The organism is Neochlamydia sp. EPS4, from assembly GCF_000813665.1.
In the GTDB taxonomy this organism is placed as follows: Bacteria; Chlamydiota; Chlamydiia; order Chlamydiales; family Parachlamydiaceae; genus Neochlamydia.
On the sequence record NZ_JSDQ01000006.1, the window covers coordinates 1 to 22,875 of the forward strand.

A 22,875-nucleotide genomic window follows, 5' to 3' on the forward strand; every position below is an offset into this window, starting at 1 on the left:
TCTTGGCAATAGCCGAGAAGGTCAGCTCGCGTTGTGGCAAGTGATAGCACGCGTATTAGAGCAAGGCTCAAGACTTTCTGCCGTCAGGTTGGCAGAAACATATGCCCTTACTTCTGTAATTGACTTGCAAGAGGGCTTTAACGAAGAAGATCTTTATAAGAATCTTTTGTGGTTATGCCAAAGCCAAGCCTCTATCGAAGATCGATTGTTTACTAAAAGTTTTTGTAAAAAAGCTCCTCACTTATTTTTGTATGATGTGACTAGCTCGTATTTAGAAGGCGAGAAAAACGAGCTTGCCGATTGGGGTTATAACCGAGACAAAAAGATAGGTAAGAAGCAAATTGTGATAGGCTTGCTAAGTTCAGCCGATGGCACACCCGTATCAACCGAAGTGTTTAAAGGCAATATGCAAGACACTTCTACCTTTTATGCCCAAATCAAAAAAGCTAAAGAACGCTTTAAATGTGAAAAAGTCACTTTTGTAGGCGATAGAGGGATGATTAAAAGCGGGCAGATCGAAAATTTACAAGAGCATGGTTTTTATTATATTACCGTGATGACAAAGGCTCAAATCTTAATGAAAAGAGGTGTGATCGAATATACGCTATTTGATAAAAACTTGGCTGAAGTCAAAGAAGGGGGGATAAGATATATTCTTAAACGTAATCCTGTGCGCACCCAGGAAATTGCCCATTCTCGTACCAGCAAGCTAGCTAGCATAGAAAAATTGGTCGCTATGCAAAATGCCTATCTACATGCGCATCCCAAAGCACAGGTAGAAGTAGCGCTGAAAAAAATTAAAGCTAAAATCGAACGTCTAGCGATTAAGACTTGCGTGACAGTTAGCGCACAAGATAGAAGCTTATCTGTATGCCTCAATCAAGAAATACTAGCTGAGGATGCTAAGCTAGATGGTTGCTATGTGATTAAAACCGATCTTGCTTGCGACGAAGTGAGCATGCAAGAAGTACATGATCGTTATAAAGATTTAGCTAGAGTAGAATCAGCTTTTAGAACAGTAAAAAGCGATCTTGAGATACGGCCAGTCTATGTACGTTCAGAAGAAAGTACAAGAGGCCATGTTTTAATTGTAATGCTAGCCTACATGATTATCAGAGAGCTTGATAAAGCCTGGAAGGACCTTTATTTAACAGTAGAAGAGGGCTTACGCAGTTTATCTACTTTAACGCTAATAGAATGGACAGTAAATGAAGGCTTAAGTTTTCAGCAAATCCCCGGACCACGTCACCAAAACAGACAAATACTTGAAGCCTTAAAAGTAGAGTTACCAAAAGCTTTACCAAAGAATCATGCGCATGTAGTCACCAGAAAAAAGCGCCGATAACAAGCATAATCTGTTAATTCAATAAATTTTTTATTACTGATTGTTTCTAAAAAAAAAATGGAACTTCCGTTTTAAAAAGCCAATATTTATCATGTTGCTAAGCATTAAAGCCTTTATTGCCTTAAGCTGTTAACATTTTAATTTGAGCTACAAGTAAAAGTTAAATTTTCTATAATCCTGTAATGTTTAAATCCTCTTGATAAATAGGAGGTATTTATTTAGGATGCAAACATATATATACCTTCACTATTTGTTGGCATGAAATTTTTTTATCGCTCAATTTATATCTGTACTAAAAAATTCTTTTCATTGTTATTTCGCCATCAAGTGTATGGAAAACACCACCTCCCTGCAGGGCCCTGCATTCTTGCTCCTAACCATGCTTCTTTTTTAGATCCCCCTCTTGTAGCTATTTCATGCGATGAGGAAGTCAACTTCCTTGCAAGAGGATCTCTTTTCAACAATACAATCTTTAAAAAGTTGATTTCCCACCTAAATTCTTATCCTGTAGGTGGCATCTCGCAAGATATAACCTCACTTAAATTAATTCTTCAATTATTAAAAGATAGTAAAAAAGTAGTAATTTTTCCTGAAGGCAAGAGAACCCCTACCGGACACTTACTACCCATAAAGCCTGGCATAGGAATGCTTATCAGCAAAAGCCAGTGCCCGATTATACCTGTCTATATTCATGGTACCTATGAAGCCTGGCCCAAAAAAAAGTGGATACCTAGGTTAGAAGGACAAACGGCTTGCGTTTTTGGTAAGCCTATCTATTGGGAAGCGTATAAAGATCTGCCCAAGAAAAAAGCACAAGAAGAAATTTCAAATGCTATCCAAAAATCTCTAAAAATGTTAAACTTCTGGTATTTGAATGGTGCACAAGGAGAACCGCCTTAATGTAGTACGCCTAGCATTGTTTTCTTTTGGAAAATAAATGCCTATTGCATATAAACAAATAGATGGTTTTTAAACTAACCGTAATTTAAATTTTTTCAATTTCAAAGGGGTAATTTTTATGTCTACATATTTGGTCACACCTTTTATATCAGGTGAATATCCTAATAAAGTTATCAAATGGACTACAGAGCATTTAGAAAAGGCCAGAGAATCTAAAAATAACAAGCAAACTTTAATAGCAGCTGGCGTGTTAGCTGCTGACACAGCTATCCATGCTATTGCCGTGCCCTTATTTGCAATTGCTAGTGCGTTTAGAGTACCTGTGCAAGTAATGTTTTCAAAGAAACCTTGGGCTATTCAGCTCCTTAATAAAACTAAGCTTGCTAGTCCTAAGAATGTAGCCAAATTAGCCCTCCGTGTATTAGCAACTGCTTTTGCAACTTTGGCCACCTTGGTTATGTCTTTCATCAAGCCTACAGAAGCTACACGAATTCATGAAACGCTAAAAATCCTTCCTAAGAAAAAAGCTGCTCCTTCAAAAAACATTGAAGAGACTGCAGGTAGCCAAGAAGAAGACCATGTTGAAGGTAGCGAGGAAGAAAAACAGCCAATTTCTATGAAGGAAGAAATAGCTGCTAAAGCTTATGAGAAGCATAAACACAATGTAGAAGCTATCCAAGATCATGAAACAGCAGAAGCTTTACACCCCGCTTCTATTATCGACAAAAAAGAACTATCGACAAACGTGCAAAAGGTAACTCATAAGACAGCTGTTGAAGACTCAGAAAAAGCTAAAGAGGAAGCAGAGCTAGCTATGCAACCGAAAGTGGGCTTTACCGAAGAGCTCGTAGCTAAAGCTAAGGCCAAGCATGCTGCAGCAGTAGAGGCTGTAGTTGAATTAGAAGAAAAAAATGGAAAAGAAAAAGCTGTAGAAGAAGAAAATGCTGTGGTAGCTGCAGAAGCAGGTATTCCAGAAGCTCCTCAAGCACCAGCAGCCGAAAAAATTGTAAGCTAAAACTTAAATTTAATTTGGACTTACTGCTGAGATAGCACATATTAAAGGGGTTTAAAAAGGGTAATCTTTCTAAACCCCTATTATTTTGGCTTGCAAATATCTTTTTTTCTCCCTCTTCGTTAGCCAAAAAAGTTTTTCTATAATAGGTCTTTTAACAACCCATTCCTACAGATTGCCTAAGCTAGGATGTTCAATAACCTGGAGCGTAAGATTTTATTTACGCGAGAGTCAAAGAAGCTTCTCATCCTCTAAACTTTTTGTTGATAACAGCTTAAGCTACTCTTCTCTTCCTAAGTAAATATATAAAGGCAGGAGGAAAACCCCTCTAGCTATCCCATAATACTAAAGGTCAACTAAAAAAGATCTCTTAGTCTATAAGCTTTCTGCTTCTAGGCTCTATATCTTAATGTTCTCTTTTTAAATAGCGCCTGCTTTTCCTAGGATTAATACATAGGAAGATTAAGGGATAGGCTATGAAATAGGTTAAAGAGAATTTTAAACGATCACCCCTGTAGTCTCCTATTTTTTTAAGACCTACGTATGATTATATATTTTAAGCGTTATAGGAAGTAGAGCTTACTTTACCACCCGTACCCGTCCAATTCGTGTGAAAAAACTGACCTCGCGGATGATCTAGGCGCTCATAAGTATGCGCTCCAAAGTAATCACGCTGGGCCTGTAATAGATTGGCTGGTAAGTTAGGACTGCGATAACCATCATAAAAAGCAAGGGCAGTGCTGAAACAAGGAGTGGGAATACCTAGCTCTACAGCTTTAGCTACTACCCTTCTCCAATCGCTTTGTGCTTTAACTAATGCAGTTTTAAAAAAATCATCTAATAGAAGGGTTTTTAAGGCAGGTTGCTTTTCATAGGCATCTTTAATATTGTTAAGAAACTTACTCCGAATAATGCAGCCGCCTCGCCACATGAGAGCCACCCCTCCAAAATTAATCCTCCAATGATAATCTTTGGCTGCCTGCTGGATAAGCATGAATCCTTGCGCATAGCTAATGATTTTAGAGGCATATAAAGCTTGCCTGATACTTTCAATAAATGCTTCTTGATTTCCCTCATACAGAGGAGAAGGTCCCGTCAACACTTTACTGGCTTCAAGACGCTCTTCTTTGATAGCCGATAAACAACGCGCAAAAACAGCTTCTCCAATTAAAGTTAGAGGCATCCCCACTTCTAAAGCATTTATGACCGTCCACTTACCCGTACCTTTTTGCCCTGCTACATCTAAAATTTTATCTATCAAAGGCTGGCCATCTTCATCGAGTTGCTTGAAAATAGCACTTGTGATTTCAATTAAATAACTGTCTAATTCTGTTTTATTCCACTGAGCAAAGACTTGCGCTATTTGCTGAGGATTTAGCTTTAAAGCATGCTTTAAAAGGCTATATGCTTCGCAAATCAGTTGCATATCACCATATTCAATTCCGTTGTGAACCATTTTAACATAATGGCCCGCACCCTCATCTCCGACCCAGTCGCAACAAGGTTCACCATTATCAGCTTTGGCGCTAATAGATTGAAAAATATTCTTTACTAAGGGCCACGCCTCAGGATTTCCACCAGGCATGATTGAAGGGCCATGCCGCGCGCCTTCTTCCCCCCCGGAGATTCCACTACCTATAAAGAGAAGACCTTTCTCTTTTAAAGCTTGAGTACGTCTATTGGTATCGCTAAAAAGGCTATTTCCCCCATCAATAATGACATCCCCCAGCTCTAAATAAGGTATTAGCTGCTGAATGCACGCATCTACAGGCTCTCCTGCTTTTACCATTAAAATAACTTTTCTTGGACGCTTTAAAGATTGGCAAAATTCCTCGATAGTAGAAGCACTTATAATTTTTGATCCTTGGGCAGGGCCGTTTAAAAAACTGTCAATGGTGGCGCGCGTACGATTATAGACGGTAACAATGAAGCCATGATCATTCATATTAAGAGCCAAGTTTTGACCCATGACTGCTAATCCAATTAAACCAATATCCGCTTGCCCCATAGATTTCCTCCCTTGAGTGATTTTTTCGTAGTTTAGTGCGAGAAGAAATGAATGTAAAGAGCAAGTGCAAGAAAAAGCAAAAGAGTTGTCCTCGGCGCGATTCGAACGCACGACCTGTTGCTTAGGAGGCAACCGCTCTATCCTACTGAGCTACGAGAACATGTTCTTCAGCATAGAGAATGTAAGAAATTTTGTAAAGTAAGCATTGGTAAGAGGACTCTCTATTACTTTATTCAGGGGAAAAATGATAAATAGCTATATTCTTCTTAAAAAAAGCCCTACTTAAGGCAAAGAAACAGCGCGCTCATTTAGATAAGCCTCCACCCCTTTGGCAATACCCCAAGCAATTCTCTTAATATAAGCTGGCTCTTTAATCTTATTCATTTCCTTTTCGTTAGTCAAAAAACCTCCTTCAATCAGTACGGCAGGCATCTTTGTCTCTCGAATGACTGCAAAATTCCCCTCTTTTACTCCACGAGATTTAGCTTTTGTGGCTTGTATAACCTGGGCTAAAATAGAAGAAGCTAATTGACTAGATTGCGTTGAACGCTTCTTATTTATTTCCGATTTATAATAAAAAATTTCAATACCATCGGCTTGCTTGGCCGGCGCAGAGTTATAATGCACGCTTACAAATAGATCGGCTCCTTGGTCATTTGCAAAATTTGCTCGCTTCTGCAAAGAGATAAATTCATCATTCGAACGTGTCAGCCTAGTTCGATACCCCATCTTTTGCAGAAACTCATTTAAAGCTAAAGAGGTAGTAAGGTTAAGAAATTTCTCATGGTATTTGGGCTGTGATAAAGAACGGGTACCAAAATCATCACCCCCATGACCGGCATCTATTACAATCAATGCAGCTTTGGAAAGTTTGGGCTTTTTAATATCCTTTATAGGATGCTTTACGCCCATCATACTCTTAGCAGGAAGCTGAGCTACAGGGGCAGAATGCACAGCAGGTTGGCTAGACAGCTCTTTGGAAGGGCACCTACATCCTCCAAGGCTTAGCAACAAAAAAATCCATAGACAGTTTTGAAAATTTTTTATCATAAATTTATTTTTTTATCATTTCATCTTTATATTTTTCCAAGCATATCTGAGCAGCAATTTTTCTATCGTCAAATTCAATGGTTTTGTAGGAAAAAATTTGATAGGCTTCATGCCCTTTACCGGCAATAAGAATCACATCCGCGGGATTAGCCATGTAGATGGCTTTTTTAATAGCCTCGTATCGATCTATTTCTATTTCCCAATTCTGTTGATTAAACCCTCGCGCAATCTCCTGGCAAATACTTTGAGGATTCTCAGAACGGGGATTATCGGAAGTCACAATACAATAATCGGAAAATTTCTCAGCCACCTGCGCCATTTTTGGGCGTTTAGAAGCATCTCTATTGCCTCCGCATCCAAATACAGTAATAATTCGGCCTTGCTTAAACTCTTGCAAACATTCTAAAACGTTTGTAAGTGCATCATCCGTGTGAGCAAAATCGACAAATATATTTAATCCTAATTCATTATAGACCGCTTGCATACGACCTGGAACGGCTGGAAAAGAGGCTATAATTTCTACCAATTTTTTCAAAGGCTCTTTTCTTACAAGGCCTACGCAAATAGCCGCCAAGCAGTTATAGATATTGAAACGCCCTACTAAAGGACAGTGGCAGGCAACTTCTTCCCCACCATAGCCGATAGTAAAGTCTGTACCCAGAGAGGTTAAGACTATGTTCTTGGCTTGTACATCTGCAGCAGCACTTAGCCCGTAAGTCAGAATTTTAGCTCTACAGCCTTTTACCATCATCTGATGCCAAGGGCTATCGATATTAATCACTGCCGTGCAAGGATAGTTTTTCCCTGCCTTATTTTTTTCAGGATTTAAAGTTTGAAATAGTTTTTGCTTAGCTTGGCAATAGTTGTCCATCGATTGATGATAATCTAAGTGATCAAGCGTCAAATTAGTAAAGACGGCCACATCATATTCAATATTAACTGCCCGGCCTTGATCTAAAGCATGTGAAGTTACTTCCATGACCGCGGCTTTACAATTTTGCAAAACCATCTCTCTTAACAACTTATGATTACTAATAACATCGGGCGTTGTGCGAGTGGCTTGGTAACGATGCTTACCTATAATATATTCAATTGTCCCTATAAGTCCGCAGGGTACCTTTAAATGATCGAGTAAATGCTTAACAAGAAAAGAAGTGGTAGTTTTTCCATTCGTACCAGTGATACCTACCATGAATAGCTCTTGGCTAGGAAACTGATAATAGTGAGCTGCTAAAAGAGGCTCTACTAAAGGTATCTGAGGATGAATAATTTGAGTAATAAAGTGCAAAGAGGGATCGAAGATGTCGGTTAAGATAGCACTAGCCCCCGCCTCAATAGCTTCATGAATGTAGTGAGCGCCATCATCCATGCGACCTTTCTTAGCGACAAATAAATTGCCAGGAGCCACCACCTTAGAATTTGCACAAATTCCGGTAATAAAAACCTCTTTAGAACCTTTAACTTCTTGAACGGAAATATTTTTTAATAGTTTTTTTAGTTTCATTCTCAACTCGCACTTCTCCTCACAGCCATTTAAATCACCTAAGTTTTTCCAGGCTCTTTGTTATTCCACTTTTCATACATTTCTTTCAACTCTCTAATTTCATGAGCCCAATGTGCTTTTTCTTGGCAACGTCTAGGGTCCCCCAGAGGATAACCGTAGGGATCATCCGGAGCTATACCTAAATAGGCTAAAGACCTCTTAGCTATTTCGCAAAACACCGGAGCAGCACAAGTTCCACCATGGTGCCATGACCCTACTCCTGGTGTATAACCATATTCAGGCTCATCTAGGGTAACAAGAAGAATAAAAGCAGGCTTATCGGCAGGAGTAAAACCAATGAAACTTGGACAATAAATTTTATCAGAATAAGCACCATTGACTATTTTCTTTGCAGTGCTAGTCTTGCCTGCTTCAGAATAGCCGGGCACATCTGCACGTCTAGCGGTACCCCCCACTTTAGTCGTGTATTTTAAGCCTTTTACTATTTCACTACAGCATTCTTTCTCTAGTACTTGAGGAAATTGCTGGGTTCTGCCTAGATGAGTATGATCTACAAAAATGGTTTGAGCTCCTTCTTCAGGATTACTAGCAATTTTACGGATAAGGGTAGGCTGCACAAGATACCCTCCATTAACAAAAACAGCAAAAGCTCTAAGCAGCTGAATGCTATTTACTTGAATGTTATGGCCAAACGCTAAAGAATAGGGGGTAGAAATCGACCATTCATCTTTACCATTAGGATGTTTTTTGCCTGGTAAAGGTACCACTCCTGCACTCTCAGCAGGAAGCTCAAGATGAGTTTTAGAACCAAAACCAAATGTTTCGGTTAGATGTTTGCGAATGAAGGAAGCCCCTAACCGTTCAACCACTTTCTCCATTAATCTTGCTGGATAAATATTAGAAGATTTCTGAATAGCCATATACATATTTAGATAGGGGTGCATATGAGTATCTACTAAAGGCTTCCCGCGTCCTTTAAAAAAGCTATTAGAAGTAGGCATCATCGCATGAGGATCGAACAGCTCACTTTCCCCTTTTTTACGCAACTCTATATTTGCTTTCAAAGCGATGGCTAGAGCGATAGGCTTAAAAGTAGAGCCAGGCTCAACAGTATCGGTCAAAGCTTTTACTTTAGTATGCTCTATCATCTGGGGATCATTGAAATAATCTTGATAATGGGGAGGATAAAAATAAGGATACTGGGCTAAAGCCAATATTTCGCCACTATAGGGATTCATCATCACTGCCCACCCCCCTTTAGCTTTAGCTTTTTTTACTCCTTTTTCAAGCTCTTCTTCGGCTATCGCTTGTAAGCAATGGTTAATGGTTAAATAAACATCCGCTCCATTCTGGGGCTTGGCAATAACTTCGCCCATTTCAAACGCATTTCTAGGAGAACGCATTAACCGTCGTTTTCCCATTCTTCCTTTAAGAAAATGATCAAAACACAGCTCTAAGCCGCCTGTAGGGATCGCTTGTTTTGTAACCTCATCTCTTTGATTTTGCACCGTATGTAAAAGCTGACCCAGTAATTTTCCAAAAGGATACGACCGTTGATAATCACTGGCAAAAAAAAGAGCATTGCGGGCAATTTTATTTCGTTTAGCATAGGGCATCCACCAGTCTAAAATTGCATCACGTGTTTCTTTTTCTAGCCACATCTTTAACTTTCTATTGCGGCTTTTATATCCAAATTGTTCACATAAATGGGAATGTTTTTCAGCAGGAAGGTCAAGGATTTGGATAAGTTTTTGCGCAATTTCAGCATGATGTTGAGGGGGAATGGATTCGACGTCTACATGCAAATGAAATTTAAGGATATCGACGACCAAAGCCTGTTCAATTTCAGGATGAGCTCTCTGTATACTTGTATTAGAGATAAATCTTCCACGCAAGAAAGGTTCATTAACAACAAAATAATGCTGCCGATTAGCTAGGTGCGTCCATTTTTCTCCTTCGGCAATTTGCAGCATATAAAACTTAGCCACAAGTAAAGAAAATAAAAAAATGATAAAAAAGGCCACACACAACAACCTTCTTCGATCACTGGCCTGAGGAGGAAGTGGGGGTCGTACAGGCATTAGGGCCCATTCTCCTCTTGCAAATCAGCAAAGTCTTTGCCCGGAACTGGCGAGGTTAAAGGCAGAACAACTACTTGCGAATTATAAGCAAATTTTAAAGAACTAAATTCTGGCATCCGCATGATTTCCATAAGATGAATGGGACTTTCGAATTGATTAATCTCATATTTTAAACGGTTATTTTCTTCATGAATTGTGCGCACTTCTTTAGCTAAGGAAGGAATTGCCATGCGCAATTCCGTTAATTCATTTTGCTTAAAAATATAACTATAAAGAGCTAAGCCGGCAAGCACAACACAGATGAAAAGCTTTATAATCAACTCTTGGAAATTACTTTCGACTCTTCTCATATTTTTTCGATCACTCTTAATTTTGCGCTACGGCTTCGAGCATTCTGGTTTATCTCTTTTTCGCTGGCTACTAAGGGCCTTCGGGTAAGAATATGGGCTTCAGGAGACTTATCTAAAAACATCCCGCCTATCCCGGAGGTTTCATATTTATCACTGGCTGCAAATCTGAAAAAATTTTTTACTAAGCGATCTTCTAGACTATGAAAAGTTATCACCGCTAGCCTTCCGCCAGGAGTTAAAAGTGAAAGCGCGTCAGGTAAAATTTTTTCCAAGACTTCTAATTCTCGATTAACGGCAATACGTAAAGCTTGGAAAATAAGAGTAAGAGGGTGGATACCTTTTTTTGCCCGATAGCGTAAAGCTGGTAGAAGAGCCTTTACTAAATCTTGGGTAGTTTTTAAAGGTTTTTCCTGGCGCACTTTTACCAAAATGCGGGCGGCTGTATGCCACTGCTTTTCTTCCCCCCACTCGCGAAATATTTTTCCTAATTCTTGTTCGGACCAGGTATTTACAATCTCTTCAGCAGTTAAATCATGGGAAGGATCCATGCGCATATCTAAAGGTCCTTCCTTAGAAAAGCTAAAACCTTTAGAAGCCGTATCAAGCTGCATAGAAGAGACGCCCAAATCTAAAAGAATGCCATCGATGGGAACAGGATAAGCAGAGAGGCTACCTTTCATGTGAACAAAGTTAAGCTTAAAGAAATCAATTTTTGATTCCCAGGTTATCAATCGACTTTTTGCTAGAGACAAAGCTACAGGATCTTGATCGAACCCAACAAGTCGATTAACTTCTGGATGGGCTTGCAAAAGAGCAGCCGAATGGCCGCCAGCACCCAAGGTGGCATCAACAAAACCGCGAATGGTTTTATCTGCAAAAAAACTTAAGAATTCAGGTAATAGAACGGAAAAATGAGGAGAAGACGACATGGAAAAACATCCTTAAAGTTTTTTAATAGAATGCAGGCAAAAGATTAGGGGAAAATATTATCTACATAGGACAACATTTTTAAACAGTCAGCATACGATTAAAAAGCATTTATATAAAGCATTTATACTCCACTAACTATTCGTCCAATCGCCAAGCTTTGCTAAATAATTATAAACATGCTAGAATAGTACTTGGGGCTTAAATAGAATAAATTATGTGTTTGTAAGCTTTTACGCTGCAAGGCTATCCTATAAAAAAGAGTGAGTTTCTATGGCAACGATTGATAAGCTAGACATTAGTGTCTACAATCTCTATGCAATCCGCACACGGATGATCGAGCAGATCAACCAACAATTCCAGCTAGATCAAGCAGCCAGTATACCTGCACAATTGCAAGTTTTAGATAATTATCCTAAACCTACGGAACTTGATGTTCTGCTAGGCATTGCTCCCCTTTACACACCCTGGGCTTATTTCTTTCCTCCTCCCCGTTTTCGCTTTATGCGCCGCTCTCCCTTCTCGTATCGTGTGATTCCCAGTTTTGGCTCCTATGATGAACAAGCCTTGCACGAGCAAAAGTTGGAAGAAGTTTTGTGTCGTACTCCTGAGGAAAAGCAAGAGAAAGAGACATTAAAAAGCTGCTTTCGCGAAATTGAAAAATTAAACAATTGGCTAAACTTTATTGTAGGTAGGGTAGGCCAGTTTTTACAAGGATAATTATGCACAAACTTAATTGGCGAGAATCTTTAGGCTGGTCGGAAGAAATTTTGGAAGAAATGCGTTCTGCTGGATATGCTTATATTCGCCAAGGCAAGTATGAGATTGCCCTGCCTTTTTTTGAAGCTTTATGTGTGTTAGATCCGGAAAGTGCTTACGATGCTCAGACGTTAGGAGCTTTGTATTTGCAAAGCAATAATGCAGCTAAAGCACTTAAATGTTTTGATAAAGCTTTAAAAATCGAAGGTGACCATTCACCTACTTTATTGAATCTGGCTAAGGCTCTGTTTATGCTAGGTAAAAAGGAAGAAGGCTTAAAAGTAGCTAATATTCTTAAGAATGAAGCTAATGCCGCGATTTCTAATGTTGCCAAAGCACTTATCCTGGCACATAGCTAATTAAAACTATTATTTACTACTCTCCTTGCAAGGCTTTTTTAAGCGTATTGACTACTTTTTCGACCTCTTCTAGTTGAAGATCATAGTAAAGAGGCAAGGAAAGAGCTTGAGAATAATAGGCTTCCATTTTAGGGAAATAGGCAGAAATGTCTCCGCAAAGGTTTATAAAGTAAGGATGCTTATAGATAGGAATATAATGAACTTGCGTTCCAATCATTCTTTCGCGCAATCTATTCATCACCTGCGCACGTGTAGTTTTATAAGCGTTAAAATTAATTTGAACTACGCATAAATGATAAGCAGTATAGGCATCGAAATCTTCTGCAAATAAATGAAGATGAGGAATTTCTTTTAATAAGGCACGATAAGCTTTCATCAATTGCCGCCGCTTTTCCACAAAGGTATCCAAGCGCGCCATTTGGCTCAATCCTAAAGCAGCCTGCAATTCTGTAAAATTATAGTTACCGGTAAGATGTTGCACTTCGTAATACCAGGGTGCTGCCTCTCCTTGTAAATAAGGCCCTTCGCGTTCAATTCCATTATTTCTAAACAGCTTAAGACGGCGATAAAAATCTTCGCTATTTGTGGTGACCATCCCTCCTTCCCCTGTCGTAATTGTTTTGGCCGCATGAAAACTAAATATAGTCATATCACTCCATCGACAAGAGCCTACTTTTTCTCCCGTAAAGTAAGTAGATCCTAAGGCATGGGCGGCATCTTCAATCACTACAGTCTCAGGATTTTGGATAGCTTGATCTATTTTTTGCATATCCACAGGTATGCCCGCAAAATGGACAGGCGCCACACAAATGCGACCGCGTGAAGAAGGGCGAGCAAGATTATATTTCAGCTGCTGTAAATCCATATTTCCGCTAGAGCAATCAATATCTAAAAAGACAGGGGTAGTTCCTCGTTGTACCGCTGCGCCTGCAGTCGCTACGAACGAATTAGGTGTGGTGAGTAGAGAGTCTTGCTGACGCAAGTTTGCTGCAAAGTAAGCACCCATTAAAGCGGAGGTTCCACTGCTGAAGGCAACAGCATATTTGACCTGACAATAATGAGCTACGGCACTTTCAAAAGCTTCCACCAGAGGGCCGCGTGTTAAATAATTGCTATTTAAAGCTTTAGTTACTTCATGAATATCAATCTGATTGATGGATGGCTTGGTATAAGGCAAAAAATTTTCTTTAGTCATAACTTTTAACAAAACCTACTCAACAGTGTTTGACAAATTGTCATCAGACAATGAAGGATATCTTTAGAGGTGTCAAGCTACAATTAGACCTTTTTACATATTTTTGATCTCTCTTTTTTCCTTCACCGACAGAAAAGCATATAATTTAATTTCTTAAAATCATAAATAAAAATTCTAACTTGTTGTTTAAGAAACGAGAAACTTTACCTAGCGAATTAGAGAAACTCCCTCAATTATAAACGAGCAGGAGTCATGCTTATCTCTTTATTCATCAACAAGCTAATTGATTAGACAATTCTTTTGGATGTTGTAGCAAGTAGTGGAGTTATATAAACGCTCCTTCTCAGACGCCATAGCAAACTCAACGCTTTAAACTCGCAGATTTAAAAAAAATTTATTAAAAAACATAAAAGGGGAGATAAATAATATTCCCCTTTAGCCAATAAAATAGTTATAAAGAGATTAACTTTATAATAAGATTATTCGTTTTTTATTTCTATCCCCTCTCTAGTTTACTTCTAATAAAATCCATCCAAGGCTCTCTCCCCACAAGATTTATTGTTGCAAGCTGCTAGAAACCATCACTTAAGAACCTAAATCATTTTAGCAATTTTTCACAAGTTACTGATTAACAGAAACTTATGAAAACAAGTTTTTTATAAGTGGATACGGAAATATTTTTTATTGCCGCGGCATCTGATTTTCAGCGATTTAATGCCAAATACCCCAAAAGGGGATGATAATTTTCTTGCAGGCAATGCAGCCCACATGATAGCTTTTTCCAACGAAATACCTCCAGAACATCTTGTGGAAACGTTGTTTATAACTTAAATACACTTTTTCCAGGACTTATATTATTGTCCTTTTGTACAATAAGAGCTTTAAAATAACTGCTCGGCTCCCGTTAAGGGACCTTTATTTATTCACAACGATTGCCCCTTTGAACTGTAATTTTTGATTAAGGATCCAAACTATGTTAGTTCTTGAGACAGAAGATATTTGGACTCAATTTTTAGAATGTGTAAAAGCAAAGTGCTCAGCCACAGCTTTCGGCAATTGGCTTTCCCCTATTCGGGTGATAGAAAATGCTGAAGATAAAATCATTCTTGAGATTCCTAACATTTTTGTTAAAGAATATCTTTTTTCCAATTTCCATAGCGAACTTTGCGCTTTTTTACCTGTTAATGCCAACGGTGAGCCTTCTATTCAATTCAAATTGGCAACGCCAGCTAAGAAAACATCCTCTACCCTTCTTAACGTACCGGCGAGTTATACCCCGCCAGTAGAAGAGCAAACTTATGAAGTAAAGTTAAACCCTAACTACCGCTTTGAAACATTTATTGAAGGGCCTGCTAACCAATTTGTTAAATCTGCTGCCATAGGGATTGCTGCTCGCCCAGGTCAATCTTACAATCCTCTCTTTATTCATGGGGGTGTGGGCCTAGGTAAAACGCATATTCTTCACAGTATTGGACACTACATTCGTCAAAATAATAAGAAATTACGCGTTCAATGCATTACCACAGAAGCTTTTATTAACGACCTTGTCGACAACTTACGCAACAAATCTGTCGATCGCATGAAAAGGTTTTATCGCTCGGATGTCGATGTTTTACTGGTGGATGATATCCAGTTTTTACAAAATCGCCTGAATTTCGAGGAAGAATTTTGCAATACTTTCGAAACTCTCATTAATCAAAATAAACAGATTGTCATTACCAGTGATAAGCCTCCTTCTCAACTAAAACTCTCTGAGCGTATGATCGCTCGTATGGAATGGGGGTTAGTCGCCCATATTGGCGTACCAGAACTTGAAACGCGGGTGGCCATTCTCCAGCATAAAGCCCAGCAAAAAGGCTTAGAAATTCCTAATGCTGTTGCCTTCTTTATTGCTGAACATATTTATAACAATGTCCGGCAATTAGAGGGAGCCCTTAATCGTTTAAGCGCCCATAGCCGACTGTTGAATCTTCATATTACAGAAGAATTTGTAGAAAAAACTTTACGCGAGATGCTACAACATGCGCCGCGTCATAAAATTACTGTCGATCAAATTTTGAAAAGTGTAGCCGCTATCTTTCAAGTACGGGTTAGTGACCTTAAAGGTTCTATGCGTACAAAAGAAGTTGCGCTGCCTCGTCAAGTAGCGATGTACCTGGCCTGTAAAATGATCAATGAATCTCTTCAAATGTTAGGCGCTGCTTTTAATAAAACTCACTCTACCCTTCTCCATGCTTGCAAAAACATTGAAAAAAAGCTCACCGCTGATGAAACTCTAAGACGGCAAATTAGCATGGTTGAACGCAACATTCATGCTTAGAATAAAAGCTCGCTATGAATAAACCTTGGCTCCAAGGAATTACCTAACAAAAAAGCTTAGTTAAGCTCTTTTATAGTTAATATTTTATAAACTAGGGATTATAAAACAGCTTTAACTTGTATAAAAAGTTTTTATAGTGTCCATTTCATGGCTTTAAAATCTAAGAAGCTCTCACAGGCTTACAACTGTTAAGATTAGTTACTTTCCTCTACATATTTAAAGGAATCACTGTAAGCGGCCACGGAGCAAGCCCAGCTTTAGATGTAGTTTTCTTCAGGCATCTGCTAAGCTAAAAATACTTGTAAATAGCTGGTTTTCCTATTTACTGCACTTTCTGATTTACATTATCTTCCGAACATCAAGAGCGTAAACAGTTCTGTCCCCAGTGACCGCTTACTAGTCACGGGCTATGATAGGTTTTACCGACCCCCGGCTAAAGTTTATCTTGTAGTCAATCGAACAAAAAATGGCTCCAGTTTGTTTCAATTGCCAGTTGATATATTTAACCTTTTAAAACTTCATTCCTTAGATCCAAGCTTTATACTTCTTAAAGCACACTAAAAAGGCTGCCTTTTAGATAGATCATCCTCAGCGGAAAGAAAAAAATTTGCTTAACAATTAACTTTCTAACTCTAAAAGAGTTATCCTAGTAATTTATATTATTTACCCTTGTTTGGTTTTTTAAAGGTTCATACCTTTTCTTCACTTTGAAAGGTATTTCATTTTTAAAAAGGTTAATTTGCAAAACATCTAAATGGTTTTGTACTTCTTTAGAAATAGGTTCTTTATGTACTATCTCTATAAAATTTGATTCATTCCAACTCTCTGCAATTAACAGCTGATCCCGCATGACCTTAAATTCAAGATACTCTTTTATTATAACTTGGTTATCCGAAAGAGTAGCTTTTTTAGCATCTAACAATTTTACATTATAAATTCCTTTAGCCCGCAAAATGATCTCTTCATCCTCAAAACAAATTTCGTATGTTTTTGTAGGTTTGGTACGCGAAGAGTTTCTAAAAGAACTTATCAATTTTTGACCCATTAACCTTTCTTGTAGATAATTTAAAGTAGAGGGTCCATAAGCGTAAGCACTAGTCTGATGCACAAATTTTAAGACAGCTAACAAGCTAGAAAATTCTTCTCGAGAATAAACTACCTCTTGGCACATCTTAGAAAACTGCTCACATCCTTTTATGATAGCCTCTTGCATAATTTCTGAATCATCTTCATGGATAACAAAATAATTCAGAAGAGCTTCTATCTCATGCCGCTCATATCCTAGCTGTTGCGTAAGGTTTTTAATAAAATCGGCAAAAAAGTTTTTTACTTCCGCTAAGATTTTCAAGCTACCGTAGATCAAAAGATCTTGACGACCTGCGATAAGCTTTAATGCTTTAGATTCTAATACATAGAGCCATTCGGTAGCTTTACCAGCCTGAGTCATTTTTGCGGAGGTAATATATTTTCCTACGCTGCCTAAATTTTCATTGAATCTAAAAGCTGCTAAAGCATTTTTATCCGACTCCCAATATTCATCTTTTTCTTTATACCATTTATTTTCTCTTTCTTCTAAAAAATAGACAGGAAACTTTTTGCTTACCCACAGTTCATGCTTGATACGTTCATCAATATTAGTAACAATATTTTTTAAAGAGTTGATGATCTGCTCATACCTTAATTTAACATAATTAATGATTCCTTGATTCCTCCCCTTTTCACTACGAGCAGCCACAGTATCCCCAAAAGCCCGTCTGAGTCCTAAATTAATTTCATTCAAGAGAGAAGCGATTTGGATAGAAGTGTCCAAATCCTCTGCCATTTTTTTAAGAGCATCTGCTTTACGATCATTCCATTTAAAAATCACTTTTCGAAGCTTGCCAGAAAAAGCAAGCGCTCTTTTCTCATTTTCTATTAGGGTCACTAATTCTTGCATAGCTTTTTGATACAAATATAGATTGAGGATAGGAGATCGACTCACTTGGCTAGCATCAATCCATTTCAATAAATTTTTCGCATTGGTAGAGGATTTTTTGCCCTCTACCGGAATTTTTCGATTTTTTCCCAAATCCAGAAGAAAACCTGCTAAAAGATCGACGATGATGTGATGCTCCTCAGAAGGTTTTACTTCCGCATTGAATAAAACTTCTTTGAAATCTAAAGCAGTAAGCCCAATGGAGCCCCGCTTACGAGCCGATGTGAAGGAAAAATCCTTTAAATTTCTTTCTATTAACGCCTCAGCGCTTAGTATCATTTCGCTAAGAGCCTTTTTAAGAGACTCATTTTTAGATAAATCCCTATAATTTTCTTTAATAAATTGAAGATTTTCTTCGAGGTTTTTTATTTTTTCAATCCCAGCTAGGTCGAGGGTAGGAAGGCTTTGGCGTTTTCTTTCCTGGCTAGCTTTATTATCTATACGAGGATGTCTCATTAGGCTATCGCTAGAGGCAGGAGAGGGAAGACTCTTACGGACTGAACGGCTATTGAAAAAAGGTTCATCTTCTTCTAAAGAAGAATTTAAAATTTTATACCTTCCAGACAAAGAGGTTGACGAGATAGCATGGCAAGCAGTTTTTTCTGAGTCTGCCAGCCCTGATCGATTTTTTGCAGGGAGGCTTGTTAGCTTAATCCGAGCCTCTTCATTAACATCATACTTGTCTTTAGGATATTCAAATTGGATGCGCTCAGTTATGTTTGCCTGAATGACTTTTAAAGAACAGATCACTTCATGATAACGCATGATAAAATAATTGTTGCGCTCTTCTTCTTTTATTCTATTTTCTGCTTTATCTAAGCTGTTTATCTCCTCCTCTTCGTCTATAGCTGCTTCATCTTCAAAAGCACGGTTTACACAGCGGCTAAGATCGTATAGTATCGTGGCAAGTTGCGGTGTTGTCTGTAACGTCTCTATCATTTGAATGACTACCTGGTTTTTCGCAGCATCTCTCCTAAAATCTGTCCGAATGGTACGATTAGTGGCAATAAAAGCTTTTTCATTCTCTAATAATTCTATTAAAGCTCCTATAGCATTTTGATAAGCCATAAGATTTTTTACTACTGAAGGACCTATTTCTTTTAAAGCTATCCATTTGACTAAATTAGTTTCATTGGTAGAATTTTTCCAATCATATCCTTCCTGTACGGGAACTTGATGATTTTTTTTCAAGACAAGTAGACACTCTCTAAGCATCCTAGCAATGGCATCATGGCCTGTCGAGGGTTGAACTTTTAGGTTGAACAAAAATTGGCTAAAATCACCTAGGGTCACTCCAATCGATACTACTTTTCTTGGAGAATAAAATAGATTACCCTCCGAACATAATTCATTATAAAATATTTGAGAAAGAGATTTTATTTCTACTAAAGCGGATCTTAATTCCCCCCTACTTTCATCGCCAAGCTTATTAGCGACTAACCGAATCTTTTTTTCTAAATCCCTCAAATAGCAGCTCGCCTCTGTCTTAATAGAAGATGTAGAAGGCAAGAAATCTTCATGCTCCTCTTCTTTCCTTAGAATAGTATTTTGTACAGGCTTAAAAGCTTCCGATACACCAGCTTTAACAGATAGGACTCGAGAAAAACTGGCGCTACGCACTTTTTCAGTGGGGGAATTTTTTAACTGCTCAAAAGTTACTTTTAAGTCTTGAGAATTTTTTTTATTAACTGCTTTTTCTTCCGAAGACAGTTGGGAATGATGGGGATTAAAATTAAGAATGGATTTTTCTATCCCAGGGTAAGGGGTCATACTAGCACTCCTAAATATTAAAATTATAACAGGCGCCTTTTAGTGTATTATAATCAAACATTTAAGGACACTTCTTATAAACCCATTTAGGATAAGGGAATGATCTATTCTCTCTATCCTATCGCATGACATTTCTTTAGATGTTAATCCGCCCTTATACTAAAAGTTATATTGTACTTTGATTTTGAAAAAGCCTACTTCTTTCTTTGCAAGATTAAAGGTTAAAGATATACTTATAGCATATTCTTGTATCTTTCGCTTACTCTCTATAGACCTTAGCACTAAAAAGGCTAAAAGTATGGATAAATCTTAAAGAGGTCGTAAAATTGAATCCTAGCTCTTCTATTACCATTGAACATCTACCTAATGAAATACTACTCTCTATTTTAAAGAAGTGCGCTAGCCCATCCTTATTCAGTGTAGGTAAAAGATGGCACCATCTCCTAACTAATGAAGTCATGCCTTCTCTTTATAAGAAAATAGGTAAAGTACATGTCCCTCAAGGAAATTTTAACAAACAGGCTCTTATTTTAGACAAAACTTATAGGCTAGAAATTGGGCTTTCTAAAGTTGCTAAAGTAAATGTAATCTTTAAACAAATCTTTGCTCTAGCTAACTCTCTTTCACCTTTAGAATTAGAATTTAAATGGGTAACCAAGGAAAAAAGATATTTTACCTTCGTTAATTACACCTCTTATCTATTAAATATTAATCGCCTGTTAATGTGGAACACACTGCCTGGTGGAAGTGAGTACTTAGAGCAAGAGAAAATCAAATATTTGTCTTTAGAAAAAAAGGGGGAGCTTTTTAAAAAGTGGATAGAAAGGCGTGGTAAAGATATTACTGGTCTAGAGATAACAACAATCGGCTTGACGTTTTTACCTTCAGAAATACAGCACTTATCCAAGCTAAAACACCTTAACCTAGAAAATAATAAGCTAACATTTCTTCCAAAAGAAATAGGCCAACTAACCCAGCTGCAGAAGCTTACCTTAAACAACAACCAGCTAACAAGCCTTCCCGCTGAGATAGGACAGCTATCCACGCTGATTGAGCTTAACATAAACGATAACTATTTAACCTCCCTTCCTTCAGAGATAAAACGAATAGCTTATCTGCAAGACCTTGACTTAGGCAACAACCAGTTTGCTGTTTTTCCCTTAGAAATCACCCATTTAGTTCAACTAAAGTGGCTTTTCTTGCAAAGTAACCAGCTCACCAGCCTTCCTGCAGAAATAAAGCAACTCTCTCAGCTAGAAATAATTAGCCTAGACCACAACCAGCTTACCTTTCTTCCTGCTGAGATAGGGCAACTCTCTCAGCTAGAAATAATTAACCTAGACCATAACCAACTTACTTCTCTTCCTGCAGAGCTAAGGCAGCTTTCTTATCTAGAAAATCTTAGCGTAATCAGCAACCAAATTGATAGCCTTCCTGCAGAACTAGGACAACTACCTAAAGGAGTAAATTTTAATTTAAAGGAAAACCCACTGAAATCCATTCCAAATGAAATAAAGCAGCGTTTTAATCCTTAATCAGAAAATTTCGCATCTTTATTACCAATAAGCTGAAGGAGTGATTACTATGGGCAGAAGGCTGTAAAGATTCTTACAGCGTTTTATATCTCGCATTCTATAAGTTAATTTCCCTCGTCATCTAACTTCTGCCAGGGAGGCCTAAAACCAGTAAAACATGCCTCATGTTAGGGTTTAAATTAAGGATTAATTCTTTTATGCTTTCATGTATAGGGCCTAAGGTAAAATCCGATTCATTAATTATCATTAACTAAACGCTTTTCCTGTGATCATAATCGCTCTGGAGTCTGAAGAGACCACCTGGACTATCATCATCCCTTGGGGTAGTTTTGTCACTCATTGCAAAACCAATTTTAAGGTGAGCAAGACTCGTGCTACTATACTTTTCCATCGTTTATGTTCTCACTTTCTTTGCTTTAAAAAGGACAAAATTAGCCTTTTAAAAAAAACTTAAGGCAATTTCCAGTATCAATAAAAATAATATTCGGGAATCGCTATAACCTGCGGAATGTGAGGCATATTCCCCTATTTCAAAGCTTAAAGGCTTAAGGAGTTCCTTTCTAATATTTTCTTGTATATTTTGGGTCTTTTCCCTACATTGCTCAAAAAACATGTATAACACTTAAAAGCGCCCTTCAATGAATCCTAGCTCTTCTACTACCATTGAACATTTACCTAATGAGATACTAGTCTCTATTTTAAAAGCTTGTGCTAGCCCTTGCTTGTTTAGCGTGTGTGGAAAATGGCACTATCTCCTAGCTAATGAAGTCATGCCCTCGCTTTATAAGCAAATAGTTAAAATGCATGTTCCTCAAGGAGATGTTAGCAAGCAGGCTTTTATTTTAGATAGGATCTATAAGCTAGAAGAAGAGCTCTCTGAGATAGAAAAAGCCAAGGCAATCTTTGAGCAAATCTTTGCTTTGGCTAGCTCATTTTCTCCTATGGAGTTAGAATTTAAATGGGAAACCGAGGAAAAAAGATATTTTACTCTGGCTAATTACTCCTCTTATGTGCTGAATATCAATCGCCTGTTAATGTGGAAAGTATTACCTGATGGAAGAGAGTACTTGGATCAAGAGAAAATTAAATATTTGCCTTTACAAAAAAAAGGAGAACTTCTCAGAGAGTGGATTGAAAGATATGGCCACGATATTGAAGAGTTATATTTAAACGAGATTGGCCTGACCTTTTTACCTTCTGAGATAGGGCAACTTTCTCAGCTACGACAACTTGATTTAAGTAACAACCAGCTTACCTCCCTTCCTGCAGAGATAGGCGATCTTTCTCAACTGCAAGAGCTTTACTTAAACAATAATCAGCTTGCCTTCCTTCCTTCTGAGATATGGCAGTTATCCCAGCTGGAAGACCTTGACTTAAGCAACAATCAACTTACCACTCTTCCTACAGAGATAGGGCAGCTGTCTCAGCTAAAATGGCTTAAATTAGAAAGCAACCAGCTTATCTCCCTTCCTCCAAAGATAGGGCAGATGTCTCAGCTGGAAGACCTTGACTTAAGCAACAACCAGCTGGCCTTCCTTCCTAAAGAAATAAGGCAACTCTCTCAGCTGCGACAATTTGATTTAAGCAACAACCAGCTCACTACTCTTCCTGCAGAGGTAGGACAGCTCTCTCAGCTATACAGCCTTTACTTAATCAACAATCAGCTTACCTCTCTTCCTGCAGAGATAGGGCGGATATCAAACCAGTTAAATCTTAAGTTAAATGGAAATCCACTGCAAAACATTCCTGCTTAAATCAAGAAGCGTTTTAAGCTGTAGCTGAAAA

16 protein-coding genes and 1 tRNA gene are annotated in these 22,875 nt (G+C 38.1%); 8 read left to right on the forward strand and 9 right to left on the reverse strand.

The annotated features are described in order from the left end of the window. The 3 genes from DB42_RS00345 to DB42_RS00355 all read left to right on the forward strand — a co-directional run. A partial coding sequence (locus tag DB42_RS00345; protein WP_044881237.1) for an IS1634 family transposase occupies nt 1-1,345 on the forward strand: 1,345 nt, incomplete at its 5' end. Nucleotides 1,346-1,603: 258 nt separating this feature from the next. Next, a complete protein-coding gene (locus DB42_RS00350) occupies nt 1,604-2,245 on the forward strand; it encodes a lysophospholipid acyltransferase family protein (protein ID WP_042243918.1) in 642 nt (213 codons plus the stop codon). A 118-nt stretch (nt 2,246-2,363) separates the two neighbouring features. Beyond that, entirely contained in the window at nt 2,364-3,260 is an 897-nt protein-coding gene (locus DB42_RS00355) for a hypothetical protein (RefSeq protein ID WP_039383262.1), read from the forward strand. 553 nt (nt 3,261-3,813) lie between these two features. Here DB42_RS00355 and gnd read toward each other — a convergent pair. From gnd to rsmH, 7 genes are all read right to left on the reverse strand, one after another. Then, nucleotides 3,814-5,265, reverse strand: coding sequence for a decarboxylating NADP(+)-dependent phosphogluconate dehydrogenase (gene gnd / locus DB42_RS00360; protein ID WP_044881313.1), 1,452 nt, complete (start codon nt 5,263-5,265; stop codon nt 3,814-3,816). An 86-nt stretch (nt 5,266-5,351) separates the two neighbouring features. Further along, a tRNA-Arg gene (locus tag DB42_RS00365) sits at nt 5,352-5,425 on the reverse strand. Between the two features lie 122 nt (nt 5,426-5,547). Then, nucleotides 5,548-6,279, reverse strand: a complete 732-nt coding sequence (locus DB42_RS00370) for an N-acetylmuramoyl-L-alanine amidase (protein ID WP_162180732.1) — start codon at nt 6,277-6,279, stop codon at nt 5,548-5,550. A 40-nt stretch (nt 6,280-6,319) separates the two neighbouring features. Then, entirely contained in the window at nt 6,320-7,819 is a 1,500-nt protein-coding gene (locus DB42_RS00375; RefSeq protein WP_044881238.1) for a UDP-N-acetylmuramoyl-L-alanyl-D-glutamate--2,6-diaminopimelate ligase, read from the reverse strand. Between the two features lie 38 nt (nt 7,820-7,857). Next, on the reverse strand, nt 7,858-9,900 hold the full coding sequence (locus tag DB42_RS00380; RefSeq protein WP_044881239.1) for a penicillin-binding protein 2: 2,043 nt from the start codon (nt 9,898-9,900) through the stop codon (nt 7,858-7,860). Then, nucleotides 9,900-10,250, reverse strand: coding sequence for a hypothetical protein (locus DB42_RS00385; protein ID WP_042243908.1), 351 nt, complete (start codon nt 10,248-10,250; stop codon nt 9,900-9,902). The genes DB42_RS00380 and DB42_RS00385 overlap by 1 nt, the downstream gene beginning before the upstream one ends. Further along, nucleotides 10,247-11,179, reverse strand: a complete 933-nt coding sequence (gene rsmH, locus DB42_RS00390) for a 16S rRNA (cytosine(1402)-N(4))-methyltransferase RsmH (protein WP_044881240.1) — start codon at nt 11,177-11,179, stop codon at nt 10,247-10,249. The genes DB42_RS00385 and rsmH overlap by 4 nt, the downstream gene beginning before the upstream one ends. 271 nt (nt 11,180-11,450) lie before the next feature. On the opposite strand from rsmH, the gene DB42_RS00395 reads away from it, so the two are divergent. Then, nucleotides 11,451-11,897 carry a DUF5399 domain-containing protein gene (locus tag DB42_RS00395; RefSeq protein WP_039383253.1) on the forward strand — a complete coding sequence of 149 codons (447 nt, stop codon included), beginning with the start codon at nt 11,451-11,453 and terminating at the stop codon, nt 11,895-11,897. Between the two features lie 2 nt (nt 11,898-11,899). Beyond that, nucleotides 11,900-12,295, forward strand: coding sequence for a tetratricopeptide repeat protein (locus DB42_RS00400; RefSeq protein WP_039383251.1), 396 nt, complete (start codon nt 11,900-11,902; stop codon nt 12,293-12,295). Between the two features lie 16 nt (nt 12,296-12,311). Here DB42_RS00400 and pseC read toward each other — a convergent pair whose 3' ends face one another. Next, nucleotides 12,312-13,490, reverse strand: coding sequence for a UDP-4-amino-4,6-dideoxy-N-acetyl-beta-L-altrosamine transaminase (gene pseC / locus DB42_RS00405; protein ID WP_044881241.1), 1,179 nt, complete (start codon nt 13,488-13,490; stop codon nt 12,312-12,314). A gap of 973 nt (nt 13,491-14,463) precedes the next feature. Here pseC and dnaA point away from each other — a divergent pair. Continuing rightward, nucleotides 14,464-15,810, forward strand: coding sequence for a chromosomal replication initiator protein DnaA (dnaA, locus tag DB42_RS00410; RefSeq protein ID WP_044881242.1), 1,347 nt, complete (start codon nt 14,464-14,466; stop codon nt 15,808-15,810). Between the two features lie 646 nt (nt 15,811-16,456). Here the strand turns inward: dnaA and DB42_RS00415 are convergent. Then, nucleotides 16,457-19,555 (reverse strand): hypothetical protein, encoded by a 3,099-nt coding sequence (locus tag DB42_RS00415; protein WP_044881243.1) that lies wholly within the window; start codon nt 19,553-19,555, stop codon nt 16,457-16,459. A gap of 326 nt (nt 19,556-19,881) precedes the next feature. On the opposite strand from DB42_RS00415, the gene DB42_RS10100 reads away from it, so the two are divergent. Both DB42_RS10100 and DB42_RS10105 read left to right on the forward strand, forming a co-directional pair. Next, nucleotides 19,882-21,090, forward strand: coding sequence for a leucine-rich repeat domain-containing protein (locus DB42_RS10100; protein ID WP_052435842.1), 1,209 nt, complete (start codon nt 19,882-19,884; stop codon nt 21,088-21,090). A gap of 638 nt (nt 21,091-21,728) precedes the next feature. Then, nucleotides 21,729-22,844, forward strand: coding sequence for a leucine-rich repeat domain-containing protein (locus DB42_RS10105; protein ID WP_052435843.1), 1,116 nt, complete (start codon nt 21,729-21,731; stop codon nt 22,842-22,844). The last annotated feature ends 31 nt before the right edge of the window (nt 22,845-22,875 follow it).